This window comes from Acinetobacter sp. 226, from assembly GCF_048147925.1.
Taxonomy (GTDB): domain Bacteria; phylum Pseudomonadota; class Gammaproteobacteria; order Pseudomonadales; family Moraxellaceae; genus Acinetobacter; species Acinetobacter pecorum.
Genome location: NZ_JAYWYX010000002.1, coordinates 127,989 through 150,372, shown reverse-complemented (window position 1 = coordinate 150,372; position 22,384 = coordinate 127,989). Strand labels below are relative to the sequence as shown.

General features: G+C 42.5%; 18 protein-coding genes. 17 read left to right on the top strand and 1 reads right to left on the bottom strand.

From position 1 onward, the window contains the following. The first annotated feature begins 102 nt into the window (after positions 1-102). From VXP95_RS01490 to purD, 7 genes are all read left to right on the top strand, one after another. The gene (locus VXP95_RS01490; protein WP_416711246.1) at positions 103-990 is read left to right on the top strand and encodes a bile acid:sodium symporter family protein; all 888 of its coding nucleotides are present in this window, start codon (positions 103-105) and stop codon (positions 988-990) included. Positions 991-1,074: 84 nt separating this feature from the next. Then, on the top strand, positions 1,075-1,962 hold the full coding sequence (locus VXP95_RS01485; protein WP_416711244.1) for a bile acid:sodium symporter family protein: 888 nt from the start codon (positions 1,075-1,077) through the stop codon (positions 1,960-1,962). Between the two features lie 133 nt (positions 1,963-2,095). Next, positions 2,096-3,001 carry a 50S ribosomal protein L11 methyltransferase gene (gene prmA / locus VXP95_RS01480; RefSeq protein ID WP_416681066.1) on the top strand — a complete coding sequence of 302 codons (906 nt, stop codon included), beginning with the start codon at positions 2,096-2,098 and terminating at the stop codon, positions 2,999-3,001. Positions 3,002-3,016: 15 nt separating this feature from the next. Then, positions 3,017-3,895 (top strand): DUF3426 domain-containing protein, encoded by an 879-nt coding sequence (locus VXP95_RS01475; protein ID WP_416711242.1) that lies wholly within the window; start codon positions 3,017-3,019, stop codon positions 3,893-3,895. A 397-nt stretch (positions 3,896-4,292) separates the two neighbouring features. Continuing rightward, on the top strand, positions 4,293-4,562 hold the full coding sequence (gene fis, locus VXP95_RS01470) for a DNA-binding transcriptional regulator Fis (protein ID WP_001086304.1): 270 nt from the start codon (positions 4,293-4,295) through the stop codon (positions 4,560-4,562). 94 nt (positions 4,563-4,656) lie between these two features. Further along, complete coding sequence (gene purH, locus VXP95_RS01465; protein WP_191731349.1) at positions 4,657-6,231, top strand: bifunctional phosphoribosylaminoimidazolecarboxamide formyltransferase/IMP cyclohydrolase; 1,575 nt, start codon at positions 4,657-4,659, stop codon at positions 6,229-6,231. Positions 6,232-6,373: 142 nt separating this feature from the next. After that, positions 6,374-7,657, top strand: coding sequence for a phosphoribosylamine--glycine ligase (purD, locus tag VXP95_RS01460; protein WP_416681065.1), 1,284 nt, complete (start codon positions 6,374-6,376; stop codon positions 7,655-7,657). A 45-nt stretch (positions 7,658-7,702) separates the two neighbouring features. Here the strand turns inward: purD and VXP95_RS01455 are convergent, their stop codons facing one another. Next, positions 7,703-8,350: a hypothetical protein gene (locus tag VXP95_RS01455; RefSeq protein WP_416681064.1), complete on the bottom strand. Its 648-nt coding sequence runs from the start codon at positions 8,348-8,350 to the stop codon at positions 7,703-7,705. A gap of 79 nt (positions 8,351-8,429) precedes the next feature. Between VXP95_RS01455 and VXP95_RS01450 the strand changes: the two genes are divergently transcribed. The 10 genes from VXP95_RS01450 (at position 8,430) to VXP95_RS01405 (ending at position 22,166) form a co-directional block, all read left to right on the top strand. Then, entirely contained in the window at positions 8,430-8,984 is a 555-nt protein-coding gene (locus tag VXP95_RS01450) for a GNAT family N-acetyltransferase (RefSeq protein WP_416711241.1), read from the top strand. Positions 8,985-9,096: 112 nt separating this feature from the next. Further along, positions 9,097-10,146 carry a linear amide C-N hydrolase gene (locus VXP95_RS01445; protein ID WP_416681062.1) on the top strand — a complete coding sequence of 350 codons (1,050 nt, stop codon included), beginning with the start codon at positions 9,097-9,099 and terminating at the stop codon, positions 10,144-10,146. Positions 10,147-10,670: 524 nt separating this feature from the next. After that, on the top strand, positions 10,671-11,546 hold the full coding sequence (locus VXP95_RS01440) for a MetQ/NlpA family ABC transporter substrate-binding protein (protein ID WP_064095983.1): 876 nt from the start codon (positions 10,671-10,673) through the stop codon (positions 11,544-11,546). Between the two features lie 73 nt (positions 11,547-11,619). Next, positions 11,620-12,645, top strand: coding sequence for a methionine ABC transporter ATP-binding protein (locus VXP95_RS01435; RefSeq protein ID WP_064095982.1), 1,026 nt, complete (start codon positions 11,620-11,622; stop codon positions 12,643-12,645). Further along, entirely contained in the window at positions 12,642-13,337 is a 696-nt protein-coding gene (locus VXP95_RS01430; RefSeq protein ID WP_416681059.1) for a methionine ABC transporter permease, read from the top strand. The genes VXP95_RS01435 and VXP95_RS01430 overlap by 4 nt, the downstream gene beginning before the upstream one ends. A gap of 358 nt (positions 13,338-13,695) precedes the next feature. Continuing rightward, entirely contained in the window at positions 13,696-17,268 is a 3,573-nt protein-coding gene (gene dnaE / locus VXP95_RS01425) for a DNA polymerase III subunit alpha (protein ID WP_416711240.1), read from the top strand. Between the two features lie 37 nt (positions 17,269-17,305). Continuing rightward, positions 17,306-18,154: an RNA methyltransferase gene (locus VXP95_RS01420; protein ID WP_416711239.1), complete on the top strand. Its 849-nt coding sequence runs from the start codon at positions 17,306-17,308 to the stop codon at positions 18,152-18,154. Then, complete coding sequence (gene cysE / locus VXP95_RS01415; RefSeq protein WP_064102025.1) at positions 18,154-18,963, top strand: serine O-acetyltransferase; 810 nt, start codon at positions 18,154-18,156, stop codon at positions 18,961-18,963. The genes VXP95_RS01420 and cysE overlap by 1 nt, the downstream gene beginning before the upstream one ends. 120 nt (positions 18,964-19,083) lie before the next feature. Continuing rightward, a complete protein-coding gene (locus tag VXP95_RS01410) occupies positions 19,084-20,040 on the top strand; it encodes an ABUW_2363 family tetratricopeptide repeat lipoprotein (protein ID WP_064095977.1) in 957 nt (318 codons plus the stop codon). Positions 20,041-20,159: 119 nt separating this feature from the next. Next, entirely contained in the window at positions 20,160-22,166 is a 2,007-nt protein-coding gene (locus VXP95_RS01405) for an esterase/lipase family protein (protein ID WP_416711238.1), read from the top strand. Positions 22,167-22,384 lie beyond the last annotated feature (218 nt).

The following is a 22,384-nucleotide window of genomic DNA, read 5'->3' as shown; positions in this document are numbered from 1 at the left end:
TTTCGACAGTTAGTTAGCTTTTTAACCCCTAAACCTATGAAAATCGGGTGGGGATGATTTTTTTGTCGTGTGCAGAGAAATGTATAATAAAAAGGCAAATACATGGATTCGGGGTTTTTTAGCATTTTTTTGCCAATTACATTGGCAATCATGATGATGGGACTAGGACTAGAGCTAACCCTCAAAGATTTTTTGCGATTAAGCCGCTATCCTAAAGTTATTTTTATTACTTTATTTGCGCAGTTAATACTATTACCCAGCCTTACTTTTTTTATTTGTCTGATTCTGGATTTATCACCTTTACTTGCGGTAGGCCTGATGATTCTGGCTGGCTCACCGGGTGGTCCGACAGCGAACTTGTTCAGCTATCTATATAAAGGTGATGTTGCACTTAATATTACCCTTACAGCTATTAATACCCTCATTTCTATTTTTACTTTACCTTTCATTATCAACCTGTCTTTACATTATTTCTTGAGTCATGATTCCAATGTGGCTTTTCCAGTCGAAAAGATTGTTCTGGTTTTTTTAATTACCTTAATTCCGGTAATTATCGGAATGCTACTCCGAGACAAATTTCCAAATTTATCCATTACCGTCAGCAAGCGCATGCGCCTAGTCTCCATCAGTTTTTTAGCGATACTGGTAATCTTCGCCATTTTCAGAGAACGTTTTAATTTGGTGGAATACTTTGCCAGTATTGGGGCGGCAGCTGCAATTCTATGTTTTTCCAGCCTGTTTATAGGGTATTGCATTCCTTTATTAATGGGCATTCCAGAGAAAATGGCGCGCGCCTGTACCTTTGAAATCGGCATTCATAATACAGCGATTGCCCTGACAATTGCGATTTCGGTGCTGAATAATGTCACTATGGCCATTCCGGCAGGGATCTATACGATTTTCATGTATAGTTTCGCAGCTATTTTCGGTGTGCTGTTGAGCCGCCAACAAGTGGTTTACAACAAAAAAACTCGTTTATCAGATTTATAAGCTTATTGATTAATGTTTAATTAGCACGGTATTCTTTTCCAAAGAAAATCAACAATATTAAAAAAATCGACAAGGAGCATACAGATGGATTCTGGCCTTATAACTATATTACTACCGCTGGCACTTGCAATCATCATGATGGGGCTTGGCCTTGAACTGACGCCTCGGGACTTTAGTCGTGTAACGCGTCATCCCAAAGCGGTATTTATCGCTCTTTTCTGCCAACTGGTCGTTCTGGTAGGAATTGCATTTTTGCTCTGCAAGCTGTTCGCTTTACCGCCACTGCTTTCGGTTGGACTCATGCTATTGGCAGCTTCTCCTGGAGGTGCGACCGCTAACCTGTTTAGTTACCTGTTTAAAGGTGACTTAGCTCTTAATATTACTCTGACTGCTATCAATTCGGTCATTGCAGCCATTACCCTGCCTCTAATTATTAATTTTTCAATCATGCATTTCCTGCAGGATAGTCAGCAGGTTGGCCTGCAATTCGGCAAGATTCTGCAAGTCTTTGCGATCATCCTGATTCCGGTGGGAATTGGCATGCTGATTCGACATTATGCCCCAGGCGTGACCGCAAAACTGAATCGCCCACTGCGCATATTTTCCATTGGCTTTTTGGTCTTGATTATTATTGCCACACTCATCAAAGAGCGCAGCAATATTGGTGAATACCTGACCCAGGTTGGCTTGGCAACTGCGTTGTTCTGCATACTGAGCCTTGGAATTGGTTATCTCATCCCGCGACTGCTCAATATTAACAGTGCACAAGCCCGTGCCAGTGCATTTGAAATTGGTATCCATAACAGCACCCTTGCAATGACGATTGCCCTGACAGTGATTGGCAGTGCCGCTGTGGCAATGCCGGCTGCAGTTTATTCTATTTTTATGTATATCTTCGCTGCAATTTTTGGCAGCTTGTTAAATCGGCTTGCCCCACTTCCTGCACAAAAACCAGTTACCACACTGGATTAAAGCAGGTCTGGAACCTTTAAAAGGATGCGTCAGGCATCCTTTTTTATTTTAGGTCAGGAGCAAGAAGATAGCAGCGTTGATTCCGAACTTCCGCTACAATAGCTTTTTTAAAAAATGTATAAAGGTTATTTCTGTGAAGTGGTTACAAATTCATATTACGGTTGAACAGGCTCAGGTTGATTTTACTGAGACATTACTCAGCTCCCTGGGTGCAGTGAGTGTAACATTGGATGATGCTGAAAACCAGGATTTGCTGGAACCCCTTCCAGGTGAAACACCACTTTGGAATAAAGTGATTGTAACCGGTATTTATGCACAGGAAGACGGCGAAGAAATTGATGTTGCTGCACTGGAAACTTTTATCCGTACACAATTGCCAGATGCGCCGATCCATCATGAGTTAATTGAAGACCAGGCATGGGAACGCACCTGGATGGATGCTTATGAACCCATTCAGATTGCTGAAAAATACTGGATCGTGCCAGAGTGGATGGAGGCACCTGAAGCGGATGCGGTAAACATCAAGCTTGATCCGGGTCTGGCTTTCGGAACAGGTAACCATGCGTCAACTTTTTTATGCTTACAATGGTTAGGCAAAATTGATGTAAAAGATAAAATCGTCATCGATTACGGTTGTGGCTCAGGTATTCTCGCGGTAGCTGCACTGCTATTAGGTGCAAAAAAAGCATATGCCACTGATATCGACCCACAAGCGGTACTGGCCACCCAGCAAAATGCTGAGCTGAATGGCGTTCTGGATAAACTTTATGTCGGCTTGCCAGAAGAATTTCGAGAAGAACTCGGTACTACCAAAGCTGACGTATTTGTTGCCAATATTCTGGCAGCACCGCTAATGATGTTGGCTCCTGAGTTCGCAACTTTAATCAAATCTGAGGGGCAGTTCGCACTTGCAGGAGTGATTGAAGAGCAAGTGGCTGATGTTACTAGCATTTACTCAAATTATTTTGATATATTAGAGGTAGAAAAACGAGACGAGCACTGGTGCCGCATCTCGGGTAAACGCCATAAGAATGAATGAGCCTATAAATAATCCATGAGTGACAAAAGAACCTATTGCCCTACCTGTTCCACTATTTACAAGGTCACAGTTGCTCAACTTACCGTTGCGCAGGGTATGGTTTGCTGTCCAAAATGTACAACTTCCTTTAATGCCTTATCGCATTTGGTGACCGAAGCCCGAAATTCGGTCACTACCCCAACTGCTCAATCTCAACCAAACTCGAACGAAGCTGGCAAAACTGACATTGAAAACAGCTCAGGTGATTACTATCCTGAACAGCAACATCATCGTCATAGTTTGCTACAGATCTTTGATCAGAAAGTTGAACATTCTAATATTGATCTGCAAACTTATTTAAATAACCTGAATTATTTTAGTACCGAGCCGATTTCGGCACTGCCAAGCATGATCTGGGAAGATCAGCCAAACAAACAAACCAAGCACGGGCCTCTGTACTATATAAGTTGGAGCTTGATCAATCTTTTACTGTTTAGCCTGCTACTGTTTCAATTTTTCTGGTTCAATCCGCAATATATTAAAAACAGCCATGTTATGAGTCTGGTTTTTAATAGTACATGTGACGTGTTTAATTGTTCCAATCTGGAAGAATACTATACGCTGATTCAGACCAATAAAGTCAAACTTAAAGCCACTGCTAAAAATCAAACTGAACTGAGCGGTGAGCTGATCAATTTCCATGACCGTAGCCTGGCCTTACCGATTTTAAGAATTAATCTGGAACGCCGCGGTGAAGTTATTGCAACTTACAATTTATCTTCAGAAGAATATCTGGTTGAAAGTCTGGTTAATATCAAACGCATCCCGAAAAATAGCCCGTTTAAATTCAAATTTCAGCTTCCAGTCGATCGCAAAAGCTTTGATCGTTATACTTTGGAAATAATTCGCCCTTAATCTGCCGAGAAAGTATTAAAAAGTTAAAAAAAATTAAAAAAAATGCAGTTTTCTTGCTCACTTTTGCTTAGACAATGGTATGATACGCGCCACGAAAGCTATGTGCTGCAACTCCTCGCGACTTTTTCACAACAAATACAGTCTTGCCTAATGCGCTATAAAATTTATTGCGTATCGTGCAGATTTTTTTGTTTTGATTTTGGTCTGTAACAAAACTTTAACTATTGTTACGCTTATTTTTCGACCAAAACGTTGAGATGTGTCAAGCTATTGGCTCAATGCAATGATTAAGTTTTAGAACTCCGGTTTTAGGATCTAAAGCGGAGTTCATTTCAATTTCTAGACCACTTTTTATATCACTTTACCCAAGTGATATTTGTTTTTCGGATTAATTCGCATGAATAGCAAATCTCCTATTTTTACTGCACAATCTGATGTTGCTTTACGTATCCACGTAGATCGCGCAGTTCGCCATTATTTTGCGCAACTACAAGGCGAGCAACCATCTCAGGTATACGACATGGTGCTGGCAGAAATGGAGAAACCTCTTCTATCTGTAGTTCTAGAATATACACGTGGTAACCAAACACGTGCTGCCGAGATTCTCGGACTCAACCGTGGTACTTTACGTAAAAAGTTAAAAGCTCACGGTTTAATGAGTGAATAAATGATAAAATGCTTGCGGCTTCCGCAGGCATTTTTTTTGACTGTAAATTAGCTATTTAGATTTAATCTGTTCCTTGAAAACTGTGACGAAGATCATGACTATTAAACGCGCTTTAATCTCTGTGTCTGACAAGACTGGTATTGTTGAATTTGCACAAGAACTTGCTGCTCTAGGGGTAGAAATTTTATCTACAGGTGGTACCTACAAATTGTTGAAAGACAATAATGTCGCTGTAGTTGAAGTTTCGGAGCACACTGGTTTCCCAGAGATGATGGACGGCCGTGTTAAAACGCTACATCCGAAAATTCATGGTGGCATCCTGGCTCGTCGTGGTCTAGACGAAGCTGTGATGGCTGAACACAATATCGATGCGATCGATCTTGTTGTTGTTAACCTCTATCCATTTGCTGCAACGGTAGCAAAACCAAACTGTTCACTTGCTGATGCGATTGAAAACATCGACATCGGTGGTCCAACAATGGTTCGTGCAGCTGCGAAAAACCATGCTTCTGTAGGTATCGTGGTAAATGCATCTGACTATGCAACAGTTGTCGCTGAGCTTAAAGCGGAAGGTGCTTTATCTTATGCAACCCGTTTTGACCTGGCAGTGAAAGCATTTGAACATACTGCACAATATGACGGCATGATTGCATCTTACTTAGGCGCTCGCGTAGGTAAAGAAGAAGGTCAAGCGGATAAATTCCCGCGTACCTTCAACACACAGTTAAATAAAGCTCAAGATTTACGTTACGGTGAAAACCCGCATCAATCTGCTGCTTTCTATGTAGATCCAGCCGCAACTGAAGCATCTGTATCAACTGCAAAACAGTTACAAGGTAAAGAATTATCTTATAACAACATTGCGGACACTGATGCTGCCCTTGAGTGTGTTAAATCATTCGCGAAACCTGCTTGTGTGATCGTTAAGCACGCTAACCCATGTGGCGTTGCGGTGTCTCTAGACGGTATCAAAGCAGCTTACGATCTTGCTTATGCAACTGATCCAGAATCTGCATTCGGCGGCATCATTGCATTCAACCGTGAATTAGACGTTGAAACTGCACAAGCGATTGTTGACCGTCAATTCGTTGAAGTGATCATTGCGCCAAGCATTGCTGAAGGCGTTCTTGAAGTCACTGGCGCGAAGAAAAACGTTCGTGTCCTGGTATGTGGTGAACTTCCGAAGATTGATGAACGTGCTACACAACTTGACTACAAGCGCGTAAACGGCGGTTTGTTAGTTCAAGATCAAGACTTGGGTATGATCACGAAAGATGACCTTAAAGTTGTGACCAAACGTGCACCAACTGAGCAAGAAATTGACGACATGATCTTCGCTTGGAAAGTGGCGAAATACGTGAAATCTAATGCGATTGTTTATGCGAAAAACCGCCAAACGATTGGTGTGGGCGCAGGTCAAATGAGCCGTGTTAACTCTGCTCGTATTGCTGCGATCAAAGCTGAGCATGCAGGCTTAGTGGTTGAAGGTGCAGTAATGGCATCTGATGCATTCTTCCCATTCCGTGATGGTATTGATAACGCTGCAAAAGCAGGTATCAAGTGCATTATCCAACCAGGTGGTTCTATGCGTGACGAAGAAACAATTGCTGCAGCTGACGAGGCTGGTATTGCAATGGTGTTCACTGGCATGCGTCATTTCCGCCACTAAGTTGTAAAATTTTAAAATAAGCCCTCCTTTCTATAAGGGGGGTTTATTATGTCTGTATTGATTTGCATCTTGCGTTAAGATGTTAATGATTTTTAAGCCGAATTAGGCTTTGGGAATTTCATTTTCGAGGATTATTCTAAAGATGAACATTTTAGTTTTGGGTAGTGGCGGTCGTGAGCATGCATTGGCGTGGAAAATCGCACAAGACGATCAAGTTACAAAAGTTTTTGTAGCGCCAGGTAATGCAGGTACTGCAACTGAAAATAAATGTGAAAATGTCGCTTTAGACATTCTCGACAACCCTGCGATTATTGATTTTGCCAAAAACAATGCAGTTGAACTGATTATTGTCGGCCCTGAAGCACCACTCGTAAATGGTGTGGTTGATGCTTGCCGTGAAGCGGATGTAAAAATTTGGGGTCCAACGCAGTTTGCTGCACAGCTTGAAGGCTCTAAGGCTTTTGCCAAGCACTTCCTTAAACGCCACAACATTCCAACAGCTTTCTATGACGTATTTACTGAAGTAGACGCAGCGAAAGCATTTGTTGAGAAAAATGGTGCGCCAATTGTGATCAAGGCTGATGGTCTTGCTGCGGGTAAAGGTGTAATCGTTGCAATGACCAATCAAGAAGCATTCGATGCCATTGATGACATGCTTGCAGGCAACAAGTTTGGTGATGCAGGTTCTCGTGTTGTGATCGAAGAATTCCTTGCAGGTGAAGAAGCATCTTTCATTTGTATGATCGATGGCGACAACATCTTGCCAATGGCGACTTCGCAAGACCATAAGCGTATTTTTGAAGGCGACCAAGGTCCTAACACTGGTGGTATGGGTGCTTACTCACCTGCGCCTGTCGTAACAGCTGAAGTCTTTGAAAAAACCATGAATGAAGTGATGCGTCCTACCGTTGAAGGTATGAAAAAAGACGGTCACGTTTATACTGGTTTCTTATATGCTGGCTTGATGATTGACGACAAAGGTCAACCAAAAGTAATCGAGTTTAACTGTCGTTTTGGCGACCCTGAAACCCAACCGATCATGATGCGTCTTAAATCATCTTTGGTTGATTTGGTTCAAGCGGGTATCGAAGGTAAACTTCCTGCTGAAGCTGAATGGGATGAACGCAAAACTGTAGGTATCGTACTTGCGTCTAAGGGCTACCCAGAAACTTCAAGCAATGGTGATGTAATTTCAGGCTTAGACACTGAAATGACTGATGCGAAAGTTTTCCATGCAGGTACGAAAGCACTTGAGAATGGTGACATTGTGACTGCTGGCGGTCGTGTGCTTTGTGTGACAGCACTCGGTAATACGATTGGTGAAGCACAAGCAAAAGCGTTAGAACTTTGCGAAAAAGTGACGTTTGACGGTGTTCAATACCGTAAAGATATTGGTTACCGTGCCATTGCTCGTGAAAATACTTAATCTTAATTTTGATTAAGAAAAACCCCGATTCGTTCGGGGTTTTTCTTATTTTGCAATAAGATAATCTTTAGCTAGTTTTTCATAATTTTCTTTCTTTTTAAGAAGATCATGATAGTAATCATATAAATATGGAAATTTATCATCATAGGTCTGAATATCGACTTTAATTTTTTTATTTTTCATATCTAAAGCATAGATAATTTCATCATGTAGTTTATTCAAGATTTCATATAGATCATCAAACTCCTTGGACTTGGCATTATCTAAAATCCTCAATGCAACTTTTTGAAATTTACCTAAATTTTTTACAAAAATTGTGTGTTCATCCATAATAAATTTATGTAGGTCTAAAGGTATATTTTTTTCATTGTAAGGATAAAAATAATTTTTAGTTTCATTTATATAAATCAACCAATATATTTGTCCTATTGCTCTAGTCGCCTCATCCAAATATTCCAATGCATCAATCATTAGATCCCGTTTAACCATAAAATTATTTTGCTCTTTCCAAGCGTTTAGTAAAACAAAAGCAGATAATGGCGCAAAAAGACCTGCTGACCAACCAAACATCGTTGCTATGGCTGCACCCTTATCGATTGCTAATGGATAGATTAAAAAGTAGGTTATAATTGACATGATAATAATAATAACTAGATAACCTACGGTTAAGTCTTTTATGATTTTAGTCTTCACTATTACACTTGTTATAATTTGAATTAAATAAATTTAAAATTAATTATTTAAATAGTGTAACCACAATTTTGAAAGAAATATGATCAATATATCAACCCCTCGCCTTATCCTCCGCCAATGGCAAGACTCCGACACAGCCCCATTTATACAAATGTGTGCAGACGATCACGTCATGCGCTACTTCCTGAAAAAACTCGATGCCACAGAAGCCACTGCCTTTCTAGAACGTATCAAAGCAGATATTAAAAAACGCGGTTGGGGCTTATTTGCCGTAGAACTCAAAAGCACAGGCGAATTTATTGGCTTTATTGGACTACACGTACATCCACCTGAATTTGAAATAGCCGATGCCCCTAAAATTGGTTGGCGTTTACTGCCACAATATTGGCAACAAGGTTATGCCACCGAAGGTGCAAAAGCCGTACTGAAATATGCTTTTAGAAACCTGCGACTCGAGAAAGTCATTTCATTTACCGCAAGCATCAATACACCTTCAGAACATGTCATGCAAAAAATTGGTATGGAAATGGTTCGTGAATTTGAGCATCCATTCGTACCAAAAGATCATCCATTGTCTAAACATGTACTGTATGAAAAAATGCGCTCAGATTATTTGCATATTCCATTTTGTTAAACCCTAAGACATCAATAAACGTTTAGCTGTACTACTGCAACAATACTCACACTGAACAGCGTTGTATGAAGTCGATATACTATCTTAGCAACAATAAATACAAGGCAGCTATATGAAAAATATGATGAAAAAAACTTTCTTTCTCACTAGTTTATTCCTAATGTCCGAGGTTGCTATGGCATGTACCCGCGTTGTGTATTTAGGTGATGAACAACAGATCATGACAGCACGTTCAATGGACTGGAAAGTCGATGTCGCATCAAATATTTGGATACTGCCCAATAATGTCAAACGCAACGGTCTTGCAGGACCTCGTTCTATTAAGTGGACAGCCAAATATGGCAGCGTTGTGACTACAGGCTATGACATTGCCACAACAGATGGTGTCAATGAAAAAGGGTTATCTGCCAATTTATTATGGTTAGTCGAATCTGAATATCCAAAGTCAACGAAGAAGAATCAAGCTACTTTAAGTATTTCACTTTGGGCACAATATGTTTTAGATAACTTTGCCACAGTTGAAGAAGCGGTTAGATTTTTAGAAAAAGAACCTTTTACAGTAGTTACTGATCAAGTTCCCGGCGAAAATCGCTTAGCGACACTTCATTTGTCTATTTCAGATGCCACTGGAGACAGTGCCATTATTGAGTACATTAAAGGCAAACAAGTCATTCATCACAGTCGCCAGTACCAAGTGATGACCAACTCTCCGACCTTTGATCAACAACTGGCATTAAACCAATATTGGAAACAAATTGGCGGAACGGTGATGCTCCCAGGGACCAATCGAGCGGCAGACCGTTTTGCACGTGCTTCATTTTATATCAATGCAATCCCTAAAAAAGCCGATGGCAAACATGCACTGGCCAGTGTTTTTAGTGTTATTCGTAATGCTTCTGTACCTTTTGGCTTAAATACCGCAGAAGAACCAAATATTTCATCAACTCGTTGGCGTACTGTGGTCGACCATAAACGCAGTTTATATTTCTTTGAATCTGCCGTGTCACCCAATGTCTTTTGGGTCGATCTCAAAGAGATTAACTTTAATGATGGTCAAAGCAAAAAGTTAAGCTTAGGGCCTGATCAGTCCACGACTTACTCAGGTAAAGCCAACGCAAATTTCCAAGTGACTCAACCCTTCCAATTTTTAGCGGCAAACTAAAATTATGGTAAACATGAGTAAGACATCGCAATTATTGTATTATTCATGTTTAAAATCACACATTCACCTTTTATTTACTATTTATATCCAAATATGTGATTTATATTAGATAAAATATTATAAAGGCGGTTTTTTATACATATATCAAGTAGATAACAAATTAAAATTTAATAATATATTGTATTTATTGATATTTTTATAAAACACTCAAATTACTATCCCAAATTCCATATAAGCAGCCTAACTTTATGCACTATATTGCATAAATATTTATTGCTAAGATGCTGACATGCTCAGGACAAGTCAATGCAGACTTTAAGCTTGGTTTTCTATTTTCTCTCCTCAATAGTTCAAGCTTTAAAGACCATAACTTGCACTGAATTTACAAGTGATGCAAATGCTGATGCTACGAATAATAACAACTTCGTCGTGCCTCATCATTCATACAGTGATTAATAAATCTCCACTTTATTATCACATTGCACTGCATATACTTTAGGCAATATGAAAGTTAGGACATCCTTATGAAAAAGCTACTTGGCGTTTTACTCAGTGCATCTGTATTGACTTTAACTGCATGCGGAAAACAAGAAGCCCCTGCAACGGATGCAGCACAAAACAAAGACTCAGGTGAACTGCAAACCGTGACCATGGCATCGACTGGTTCAGACGCTGACGTATGGCGTTATATCGCGACCCTCCCTGAAACCAAGCAAGCTGGCATCAAGCTGGATGTGAAAAACTTCACTGACTATGTTGCAATGAACAATGCTGTCGCCAATAAAGAAATTGATGTCAACGCATTCCAGTCTTATGCCTATCTGGTGGCTTATAACGATGCCAATACACAAAAGATCGCGCCCCTCTCTACAACCTATCTTGAGCCAATGGGGATTTACTCAAGTAAAGTGAAAAAAGTAGAAGACTTTAAAACTGGCGCTACAATTGCCATTCCTAATGACGGCGCAAATGAATCACGCGCACTGTTACTCTTACAGTCTGCAGGTCTGGTAAAACTTAAACCAAACTTTGATCTGGTTAAAGGTACGCCTGCTGATATTACTGAAAACGCGAAACAGATCGTCATCAAGCCAATTCAAATGGCAACAGCAGTACGTGTAAAAGACGAAGTCGATGCGATTGTTCTGGGTAATACCCTGGCAATGGAAGGTGGTCTGAACGTACTGAAAGATGCGATTTACTATGAAGCCATTGATCAAAGCACCAAAATGAACGTGAACGTTTTAGCCGTTGCAGCCGATCGTCAAAATGATCCTGTACTTCAAAAAGTTGGCCAGTTGTATCATACTCCTGCTGTGAAAGCCTATGTTGATGAACACTTTGGCGGTACAAAAGTTGCGGTAAACAAACCGGTAACTTATTTGACCGAAGCGAAGTAATACAATAATCAATACTCAAAACAGGCAAGGATAACTTGCCTGTTTTTTTATACGTGATGCAGTATTTGACACTATGATTGAATTTAAAGACATCTCCAAACAGTATGAGCTGAAGGGCCAGACCTTACATGCCCTGAACCGGGTCAACCTGCAGATTCCGACTGGTAGTATCTTTGGCATTATTGGCTACAGTGGTGCCGGTAAAAGCACCCTGATTCGCCTGATTAACCTGCTGGAACGACCAACTTCAGGCCGGGTGATGATTAATGGTACAGATTTTACTGCTTTGGATGCCAAATCATTGCGTCAGGAACGTACCCAGATCGGCATGATTTTCCAGCACTTTAACCTGATGCAGACCAAAACGGTTGCTGCCAATATTGAAATGCCAATGAAGCTGCTCGGGTGGAAAAAATCTGAACGGGAAAAGCGTCTTGAGGAACTACTGGAATTCATTGACCTGAAACATAAACGCAATGCTTTTCCAGATGAACTGTCTGGCGGTCAGAAGCAGCGTGTCGGGATTGCCCGTGCTTTAGCGAATCATCCAAAGATCCTATTATGTGATGAAGCAACCTCAGCACTCGATCCGCAAACCACCAAGTCTGTACTGCAACTACTCAAGCGCATTAATCAGGAACAAGGCATTACGATTGTCATGGTCACCCATGAAATGGATGTAATTGAAACTGTGTGTGATTATGTCGCAGTTATGGAAAAAGGTGACGTGATTGAAACAGGCTCTACCCTGCAGATCTTCAGTCAGCCGCAGCATCCAACCACGAAAAACTTTATCCAGACGGTGCTCCAGCAAAACCTGCCCGTAAATATTCTCAATAATCTGGAAAACCAGAATCATCACAGTATTTACTGTTTAAAGTTCTTGGGCAGCTCAGCCCAGGAAACCGTGATTCAAGGCGTCATCAAACAGTTTGATATCAGTTTGAATATCCTGTTTGCCAATATGACTGAAATTAATGGCACTGTAATTGGTCAGATGTTTATTCAGCTTCTGGGTAATTCCACAGAAATTAATGCTGCATTGCAATATCTCAGAGATCACGGCGTACAGGTAGATCAGGCAGGAGTACAGGAATGAGAGAGTTAATTGTACAGTGGCTGACCACGATTACTGCACCTTTCTGGAAAAGCTCGCTGTCGATGGACCAGTTCGTGACCGCACTGCAAGAAACCTTCCACATGGTGTTCTTTGCGATGCTGTTTGGCTGTATCTGGGGTTTTATTCAGGCGATTACTCTGTTAGTTACTCGTCCGAATGGAATTCTACCAAACCGTGTGATTTATCATGGTCTAAATCCGATTGTGAATGCGCTGCGCTCCCTTCCGTTCATTATTTTGCTGATTGCAGTCATTCCATTGACGAAATTTCTGGTTGGAACGTCTATTGGCACATGGGCTGCAATTGTGCCACTCACTATTTATGTCGGCCCTTATATTGGCCGTCTGGTAGAAAACTCTCTGCTTGAAGTCAACGAAGGTATTATCGAATCTGCACAAGCCATGGGTGCAACACCGATGCAGATTATTTTTAGATTTATTCTACCGGAAGCGCATAGTTCACTGATTCTAAACCTGACCACTGCCACCATTAGCCTGATTGGAGCTACGGCGATGGCAGGTGCTGTGGGTGCTGGCGGTATTGGTGACTTGGCAATCTCCTATGGTTATCAGCGTTTTGATACCTCAGTGGTGATCATGACTGTCATTGTATTATTGATCCTGGTGCAGATTGTACAGAGTGTGGGTGACTGGTTATCCCGACTTCGTTAAGTTAATTCTCTGAGTAAATAAAGCCCTCTTTTTGAGGGTTTTATTGTTTTCAGAATAGCTACCCACTTCGTTTCTATATTTTAAAGAAAAACTCGAATACACATTTGATACGTGCCACAGCGACAGGAAGTCGCCTGTTGATCTGTGGTACAGAGATATACCATCAGATCAATAAAGGGGTTTTGTTACTTTTGACCCGTCAAAAGTAAAAGAAAATATCTACTAACAACTAAATAAATAATCAGCTTAAAAAATCAAATTTAAACTCGACCTAAAAGTTAGCCATTTCCCCTCAATTTCAGACTGAAACAATAAATCCCGTGCTAAACTATCGAGTGGTTTTTGCAGGGACTTATTTATGCACTTTGTTCATCTTGGTATTCATACAGAATTTTCGATTACAGAATCCATCGTACGGATACCAGACCTGGTCAAAGCTGCTGCTAATGACGAGATGCCAGCACTCGCGCTAACCGATTTGTCTAATCTGCATGCCGCAGTCAAATTCTATAAAAAATGCCTGGATAAAGGCATTAAACCGATTCTGGGTTCTGAAATCCGCCTGAATGATGCCGAACATCGTGTCACCCTGCTTTCCATGACCAACAAAGGCTGGCGCAACCTGACTGAACTGGTCTCTGAAGGTTATATTAGCGGCCAGCAGCTTGATATTCCTTGCGTACAGAAAGATTGGATATTAAACCAACACGATGACATGATTGTATTGCTGGGTATGCAATCTGATGTCGGCAAAATGCTGATTACCTCAAACCCCGATAAAGCTGAACCTTTACTCCAGGAATGGGTAGAAAAATTTGGTAATCGCGTATATTTAGCGCTTACTCGTACAAGTCGTCCTAATGAAGACCTTTTCATTGAAGAAGCGGTCAAACTCGCCAAAAAATATAATATCGGTGTAGTCGCACATAATGATGTGCACTTTATTGCACGCGAAGATTATGAAGCGCACGAAGCACGTGTCTGTATTGCAGATGGTTATGTGCTGGGTGACAATCGCCGTCCTAAAACCTATAGCCCTGAACAATATTTTAAAAGCTCAACAGAAATGGTAGAGCTTTTCTCGGATATTCCAACCGCAATTGAAAATACCTTCCATATTGCAAGACGTTGTAATGTTACCCTACGACTGGGCTTTAATGACCTGCCAGACTATCCGATTCCGGAAGGTCATACCATTGGCAGTTATTTCACCCATTTGTGTGAAGTCGGTCTGGAAGAACGCCTAGACTTTCTGTATCCACCTGAACAACGTGGTGAGGACTGGCCGGAAATCCGTCAACCTTATGATGAACGTCTGGCCTTTGAAATCAAGATTATTCTGGACATGGGATTCCCGGGTTACTTCCTGATTGTAATGGACTTCATTCAATGGTCCAAGGGTAATGGTGTACCAGTGGGTCCTGGCCGTGGTTCAGGTGCCGGTTCTCTTGTAGCTTATAGTTTAAAAATTACGGACCTTGATCCACTCCGTTATGACTTGCTATTCGAACGTTTCCTAAACCCGGAACGTGTTTCTATGCCCGACTTCGACGTCGATTTCTGTATCGCCGGTCGTGACCGCGTGATTGATTATGTCGCCCGTACTTATGGCCGAGATGCAGTTTCCCAGATTGCCACCTTCGGTACCATGGCGGCGAAAGGTGCGATTCGAGACGTTGCACGTGTCCTGGGTAAATCCTACGGCCTGGCCGATCGTATTTCCAAAATGATTCCGACCAAGCCTTTGGGCTTAAGCCTGGAAGAATCCTTAGAAGCAGAACCGCAACTGAAAGATGTGGTTACCAATCCATCCAACCCGGATTATGAAGATGCTTCTGAAATCTGGGAAATGGCGCTGAAGCTTGAAGGTATTACCCGGAATACCGGTAAACATGCCGGTGGTGTGGTAATTGCACCAACCAAACTGACTGACTACTCAGCCGTAATGTGTGATGCCGATGGTACTGCACGTGTTGCCCAGTTCGATAAGGACGATGTCGAAGCTGCCGGTTTGGTGAAGTTCGACTTCCTGGGTCTGCGTAATCTGACCGTAATTGAAGACGCGGTTAAAAATATCAATAAACGCATCCAGAGCGATAAACCGCTGGATATTGCCTATATCCCGCTAGATGACAAAGATGCTTATCTGGTCTTTGCTGAAGCCAATACTACGGCGGTTTTCCAGTTTGAATCCGTGGGCATGAAAAAGATGCTGAAAGAAGCACGCCCAAGTAAATTTGAAGAGATTATTGCTTTCGTATCATTATACCGTCCGGGTCCAATGGATCTGATTCCTGACTTTATTCACCGTATGCACGGCGGTGATTTTGAATATCTGCATCCCCTGCTAGAAGGCGTATTAGAGCCGACTTACGGGATTATGGTCTATCAGGAACAGGTCATGCAGGCTGCACAGTTTTGTGCCGGCTATACCCTCGGTGGCGCGGACTTGCTGCGTCGTGCCATGGGTAAGAAAAAGCCTGAGGAAATGGTCAAGCAGCGTAAGATCTTCATTGAAGGTGCTGCGAAAAAAGATATTGATGAAGCTACTGCTAACCATATCTTCGACTATATGGAAAAATTCGCCGGCTATGGTTTTAACAAATCGCATGCGGCAGCTTATGCACTTGTTGCTTACCAGACGGCATGGCTGAAAGCGCATTATCCCGCTGAGTTCCTGGCAGCGGTGATGTCTTCGGAAATGCAGAATACCGATAACGTCGTGTTCCTGATTGATGACTGCCGCAAGAATAATCTGGAAGTATTACCACCATCCGTCAATATGTCGATCTATCAGTTCCATGCTCCCGATGAGAAAACCATTGTCTATGGTCTAGGAGCGATTAAAGGCGTCGGTGAAGCGGCCATGCAGTCAGTGATTGAATCACGTCAAAAAGATGGTCCATATAAAGACCTGTTTGACTTCTGTCACCGTATTGACCTGAAAAAAATCAATAAACGGACTTTAGAAGCCTTGATTCGCGCCGGTGCGTTAGACTGTTTGGGCATCGAGCGTGCCGACCTGATGGCACAGCTCCCTGAAGCAGTGCAGGCTGCAGATCAGGCTCGCCAGAACCGTGAAACCGGTATCATGGACCTGTTTGGTGAAGTTGAGGAAGTTCAGCGTAAACCTGCCAAACCGGTTAAGCCGTGGGCAGATGAAGTTCGCCTCAAAGGTGAAAAAGATACACTTGGTCTGTATCTGACTGGACATCCGATTGATGTCTATCGTAATGAGCTGAAAGCTTTTGTACCGTGTCAGATCAATGAACTGACACCTACCCGTCGTGGTGTCACCACCGTGTTTGCAGGACTAGTCGTGGATATTGCCAACTTCCCGAACCGCATGATGATGACCCTGGATGATGGTACGGCACGGATTGAGATTTCAGCCAATCACGAACGCTTTAACCGCTTTAAAGAAGTCATCCAGCTCGATAAAGTCGTGGTAATCGAAGGTGAAATCTATGAGCGTGAAGGCTTTGACCGTCCGATGGGACGTCTGACCAAAGCTTTTAGCCTGAACGAAATCCGCCAGAAACGTGCCAATAGTATCAAGATTACCCTGCAGGTGGCACATTACAGCAAAACGCTTAGCCGCGACCTGCAACACATTCTGATGCCTTATACCAATGTGGATATGAGCGCTCATATTCCCGTGATTTTATATCTGGATTATGACTATGCAAGCACTGAACTGCATCTGGGGTTAAGCTGGAAGGTCGCGCCACTGGATGAACTCTTAGCCAAATTGCGTGACTATTTTGGTAAAGAAGCATTGCACATTGAATATCAGGTCAAGTCCAAAGCTGCCAAAGCCGTGTCTTATGAACAGGCCAAGCCGATAAATGTTCCTGCGCCACCAACTGGCATGAGTATGGACGATGCTCTGGCACAATATGAAGCTGAGTCTAACCCCCAATATTCATAAATCCTGATCTTTAAAAAACCTTAAAATTGGAATCCTCATGAGTCAAATTGACAATGCTGCTGTTTCAGCACATCTCTCCCATGTGCGTATTGTCATGGTTAATACTACCCTGCCTGCCAATATCGGCAGTGCCTTACGTGCCATGAAAACCATGGGCCTATGCAAACTGGTACTGGTCGCTCCAAAAACCTATCCACATCCGGATATTGATGCGCTGGCCGCTGGTGCGACTGATCTGATTGAACAGATTGAAATCGTCGACACACTCGAAGAAGCAATTAAAGATTGCCAGATCGTTTTCGGTACCAGCGCACGTAGCCGTACAATTCCCTGGCCACTTCTGGATGTTCGTCCTGCTGCTGAAAAAGCACTTTCAGCTGTGGTTCAAGAGCAACAGGAAATAGCAGTTCTGTTTGGCCGTGAAGACCGTGGTTTGACCAATGAAGAGCTGGCGATGGCCAATTATCACCTCACTATTCCGGTGAATACCGACTACGGCGTATTGAATGTTGCGCAAGCAATACAAGTGATCTGCTATGAACTGCGCATGGCTGCACTGGATCAGGTGGAACATCCGCGTGATCCCAAAGCTACCATGCAGGTCATTGATGGCATTGAAATGGAATGGGATGAGCCGCTGGTGACCCATAAAGAGATGGAGCAGTTTTATCCACATCTGGAAAAAATGCTGGCAGAAATTGAATTTATGGACCCAAAAAATCCAAGATTATTGCCTTTACGCTTGCGTCGTCTCTTTGGACGTATACAATTAGATCGTATGGAATATCATTTACTTCGTGGTATTTTCAGCCGTGTTCAGGCATTGAATAACGGCACCTGGAAAAAATCTTCAAAAACATCATCACAGGACGAGGATCAAATCTAATGCTGAAACAGCTCAAAGAAGATATACAAGCTGTCTTTGCGCGCGATCCTGCAGCACGCAATACTTTAGAAGTCTTAACGACTTACCCAGGCATACATGCACTGATCATGCATCGCATGGCACATGAGCTATGGAATAAAGACTATAAAGGAACTGCACGTGCGTTGTCTTCGTTCAGCCGTTTTGCTACGGGTATTGAAATCCACCCGGGTGCAAAAATTGGCCGTCGTTTCTTTATTGATCACGGCATGGGTGTCGTGATTGGAGAAACTGCAGAGATTGGCAACGACGTCACCCTGTATCATGGCGTGACTTTGGGTGGAACCACCTGGAATAAAGGCAAACGTCATCCGACTTTAGAAGATGGCGTGGTGGTCGGTGCCGGTGCCAAGATTCTCGGACCATTTACTGTGGGTAAAAATGCCAAGGTTGGTTCTAATGCAGTAGTTACCAAAGCCGTACCTGAAAATGCTACCGCTGTAGGCAACCCGGCACGTTTGATTATCAAAGACAAACCCAAAGATGATGCTGAAGCGCGTCGCCGCGACTATGCAGAAAGTATTGGTTTCCAGCCTTATGCAGCCACTGAAGACCAATCTGACCCAATTCTGGAAGGTATGCGAATTTTGCTGGATCGTATTCAACAAAATGAAAAGCGCATGAACAACTTGTGCAATCGCCTTTCTTTGTTAGATCCGACCTTTAACAAGCAGCAGCAAGATAACCAGCCTTTGAGTAAAAAAGAGCTGGAGATTCTGGAAGAAGCGCGTCGTGAATGTGAAGCGCAGACCAGCCAATCCAAAGCCTGAATCTGGCTTTAGCTCTGTAACACAGGTTTACTTGCATGACCGTTATAGTTTTCATAGACTGACAGTCATGCTATTTATGTACTTGGCTGTTTTTAAAAAATAACAGAATGGACGAATATTATGACCTTTAAGCCCTTGGCACTTGCTTGCTTAACACTCAGCATTGCGGCGTGTTCAACTATGCCCCAAAAACAGTCTGCATCAAAACAATCGGAAGAATTTGTTTTTGTTGAACCGGCTATTACTCCTCCATTTTATGCATTAAATCCTTTTAATTATAATGAACCGCCTCTCTTTGAAGTGCATTTGCAAAAAGCTGCAGCCCAACCTGTAACCAAGATGGTGGTGACAGACCCGAATGATCCATCCAAGCAGTTGACGCTAGATGTCAATAAACTGATTATTCCGACGGTGGACAGCAATACCCGGACTATGCGTTATGCTGCGCTGGCAAATGACAATGAAATCGATATCACTGAAATCGATGATTTCCTGCAAATGGTCGAAGGCAAGGCACGCCATTATCCACCACGTTTCAGTGATCGTCAGGAACGCCGTGGTTTTGAAGCCAAACTGCGTGACGTCAGCCAGCAGCTGGATACTCTAGCCGCCCGTCCAAATGCTTCTTTTGATATTTTGTTACGTGCTTTTAAAGCCAGCGTGATGGGACGCAATCTGGATCTGGGTTCAATTTATACAACCAAGTCCCTGACCTACGCACAACGCATTCTGAGAGTGAATCCAGATGATCCTGAAGTCAACTTCTGGTTCGGATTTGGCCTGTCTGAAGGTGGCGGTCAACGTGAAGCGATTCCATATCTGGATAAAGCCATGAAAGCAGGCGTTCAGGAAGCCTATCTTTCTGCAACCAATAACTATATTGCCTTAGAGCATAAGAAAAATGCCATTCAGACCTTAAGCAACTATAAGACCAAATATCCACAAGAAGCTGAAGTAGCCGACCGTTTGATTCAGGAAATTGAAAATAATGGTCGCTGGAATGTATGGCAAGTCATGCAGACCTCCACAGCAGCTCCGGCAAATCCTGGTTCAACACCAGCCCCTGCTACACCTTAATTAACACTTCTGTTTTCTGATTACAAATAGACTGCTACGGCAGTCTATTTTTATGAGAAAAAATTAGTAAAATACAAAACATTACTCCGCTTTACAGCCTGATTTAGTGAAAAGTTTTTATGCCTCAGAAAATTAATAAAAGATTAATACTTTGCACTTTACTCATCACCAGCGTACTCAGCGGCTGTCAGGTGGTCAGTGTTAAGGAACAGGCCGTTAATGTCACACTCAACAATGAACGTGACAGTATATTGACCCGTGACAAGCTCAGCGAAGCCAGTCTGAATGTATTGTCCATGACCGGACGTGAAGCACAGGTCTGTGTTGAACAGCCTGAAGAATGTGTGGATGATCTTAAAGATATTCCTCAGATTTTAGATGAACAATTACTTTCTACAGCAAGTGAATTGTATCTGGCGAATGCCTTGCAAAATGCCAAGTCAGCCGAGTGTAATACCAGTGTTCTGAGCAAAACCCGGTCACAGGAAAAACAGCAGCTGCAAAAACAGAATATCCAGAAATGTCTGGATCAGCAGCTCACCATGCTGGATAAAAGCATTCGTTATAGCTATGCCTATCTGTTCAAAACTGAGCGCGCACCACAAGACCGTATTTTTGATAACCGCCAGGTCCAGATCCGTGATTTTTATAACCTGGCAATTGCCCATCTGATTCAGCGCTATGCTGAACGTTATGAAACCAAACGTTCCGGCCAAAGAATTCAAGTCGGCGACAGTATCTACACCCTTGATCTGGAAAATTTTCCGCAGCTGAAAAACCAGACTATTGAACAGCTCATGTCTACCTATAACATGAACTTTTCAGGCTTGCGTTCCATTACCCGTCGTGATGGTTTTGGTTCAGAATTTTTAGTGGTTTTACCAGAAGAACAGCAGTCTGAGCAGGATAAAAAATATATTGCCGATCCGCTCAAGCACAAATACTCCAATGGCATAAATCCCAATATTCATTCAGCGCGATATCTGGCCACGACTATCACTGCGGTACCCAAATCAGCAAATTCGACTGAACAGATTTTATCTACCTCGGAATTTTACCTGAAACTACATGATCCTTATAAACATGAAAAGATAAAGGTTGCTTCAAAAGAATATGCGCTGGCTGCCAACTTTTCAGCGCCCTACGGTTTATGGCTAGCCGAAAACAATCTGGGGCGTTTAGCCTATCTGACCCTGATTAATCGCGAAGACAGTCTGAGCATGCCACACCTGTACATGCTGGAACCGTATAATCCGAACAAGAAAGTGCTGGTATTGATTCATGGCCTGGCCAGTAGTCCTGAAGCCTGGATTCGTCTGACCAATGATATTATGGGTGATCCGGTATTAAGGGAAAATTTCCAGGTCTGGCAGGTATTTTATTCAACCAATATGCCGATTCTGGAAAGCCGTTTTCAAATTAATGCACTGGTTCAGCAAGGCTTTGCCCAGATCGCGAACAATACTCCAGCCAAAAAAGATGCGGTACTGGTCGGACATAGCATGGGAGGTGTGATTGCCCGTTTAATGGTCAGTCAGGCCGATATTACCCAAGATGCATTTAAGCTGGTACAAAATACCCGCATTGCACAGTTTAAGGATAATCCGTTATTTAAAGCACGCCTGCAAATGCAGCCTATTCCGAACTTTAACCGGGCCATTTTCCTGGCAACCCCACATCGTGGAACGGAATATGCCGATCGCTGGCATACCAAACTGGCCCGTAAAATTATCCGGATACCGGGTGCATTTTTGGGTGCCTTTGCCGATACCCTGCAAGGTGAGATCGGGTTAAAGGGGTTTGTTAAAGAACTGGGACATGACCTGATTCAAAATGGTCCGAGCGATCTCAGTGAAAATTCAAAATTTACTGCATTAACTGAGGATATTCAGCCTTCTAAAAATATCAAATTTCATTCTATTATCGGCAATACCGTAGATACGCAAGATACCAAGCTCATGAGCGATGATATTGTTTCATATGAGAGTGCTTATCTAAATGGTGCTGTATCCAACAAGGTCATTAAGGGCGGCCACTCGATTCAGGAAACGCCTGAAGCCGTGCTGGAATTGCGCCGGATTCTCAGATTACATCTCTCAGACCTCGGTCTTTATGATCCAGAATAAATTATCCTCTTGATTTATCTTAACCACCGCATGTTCGCATCCGGTGGTTAATTTTTAAAAAAAATACAGATGGGATATATAAAAACTCATCGCGACAGATCAGGGACCCTAACTTCAACATTCCCTTAGAATTTCCTTTCTTTCTAAAAATTAAATTTGATAGACTTGCTACAATATAGCTTGAAGCTGAATTGAATCAGCAGATTCATTTCACATTT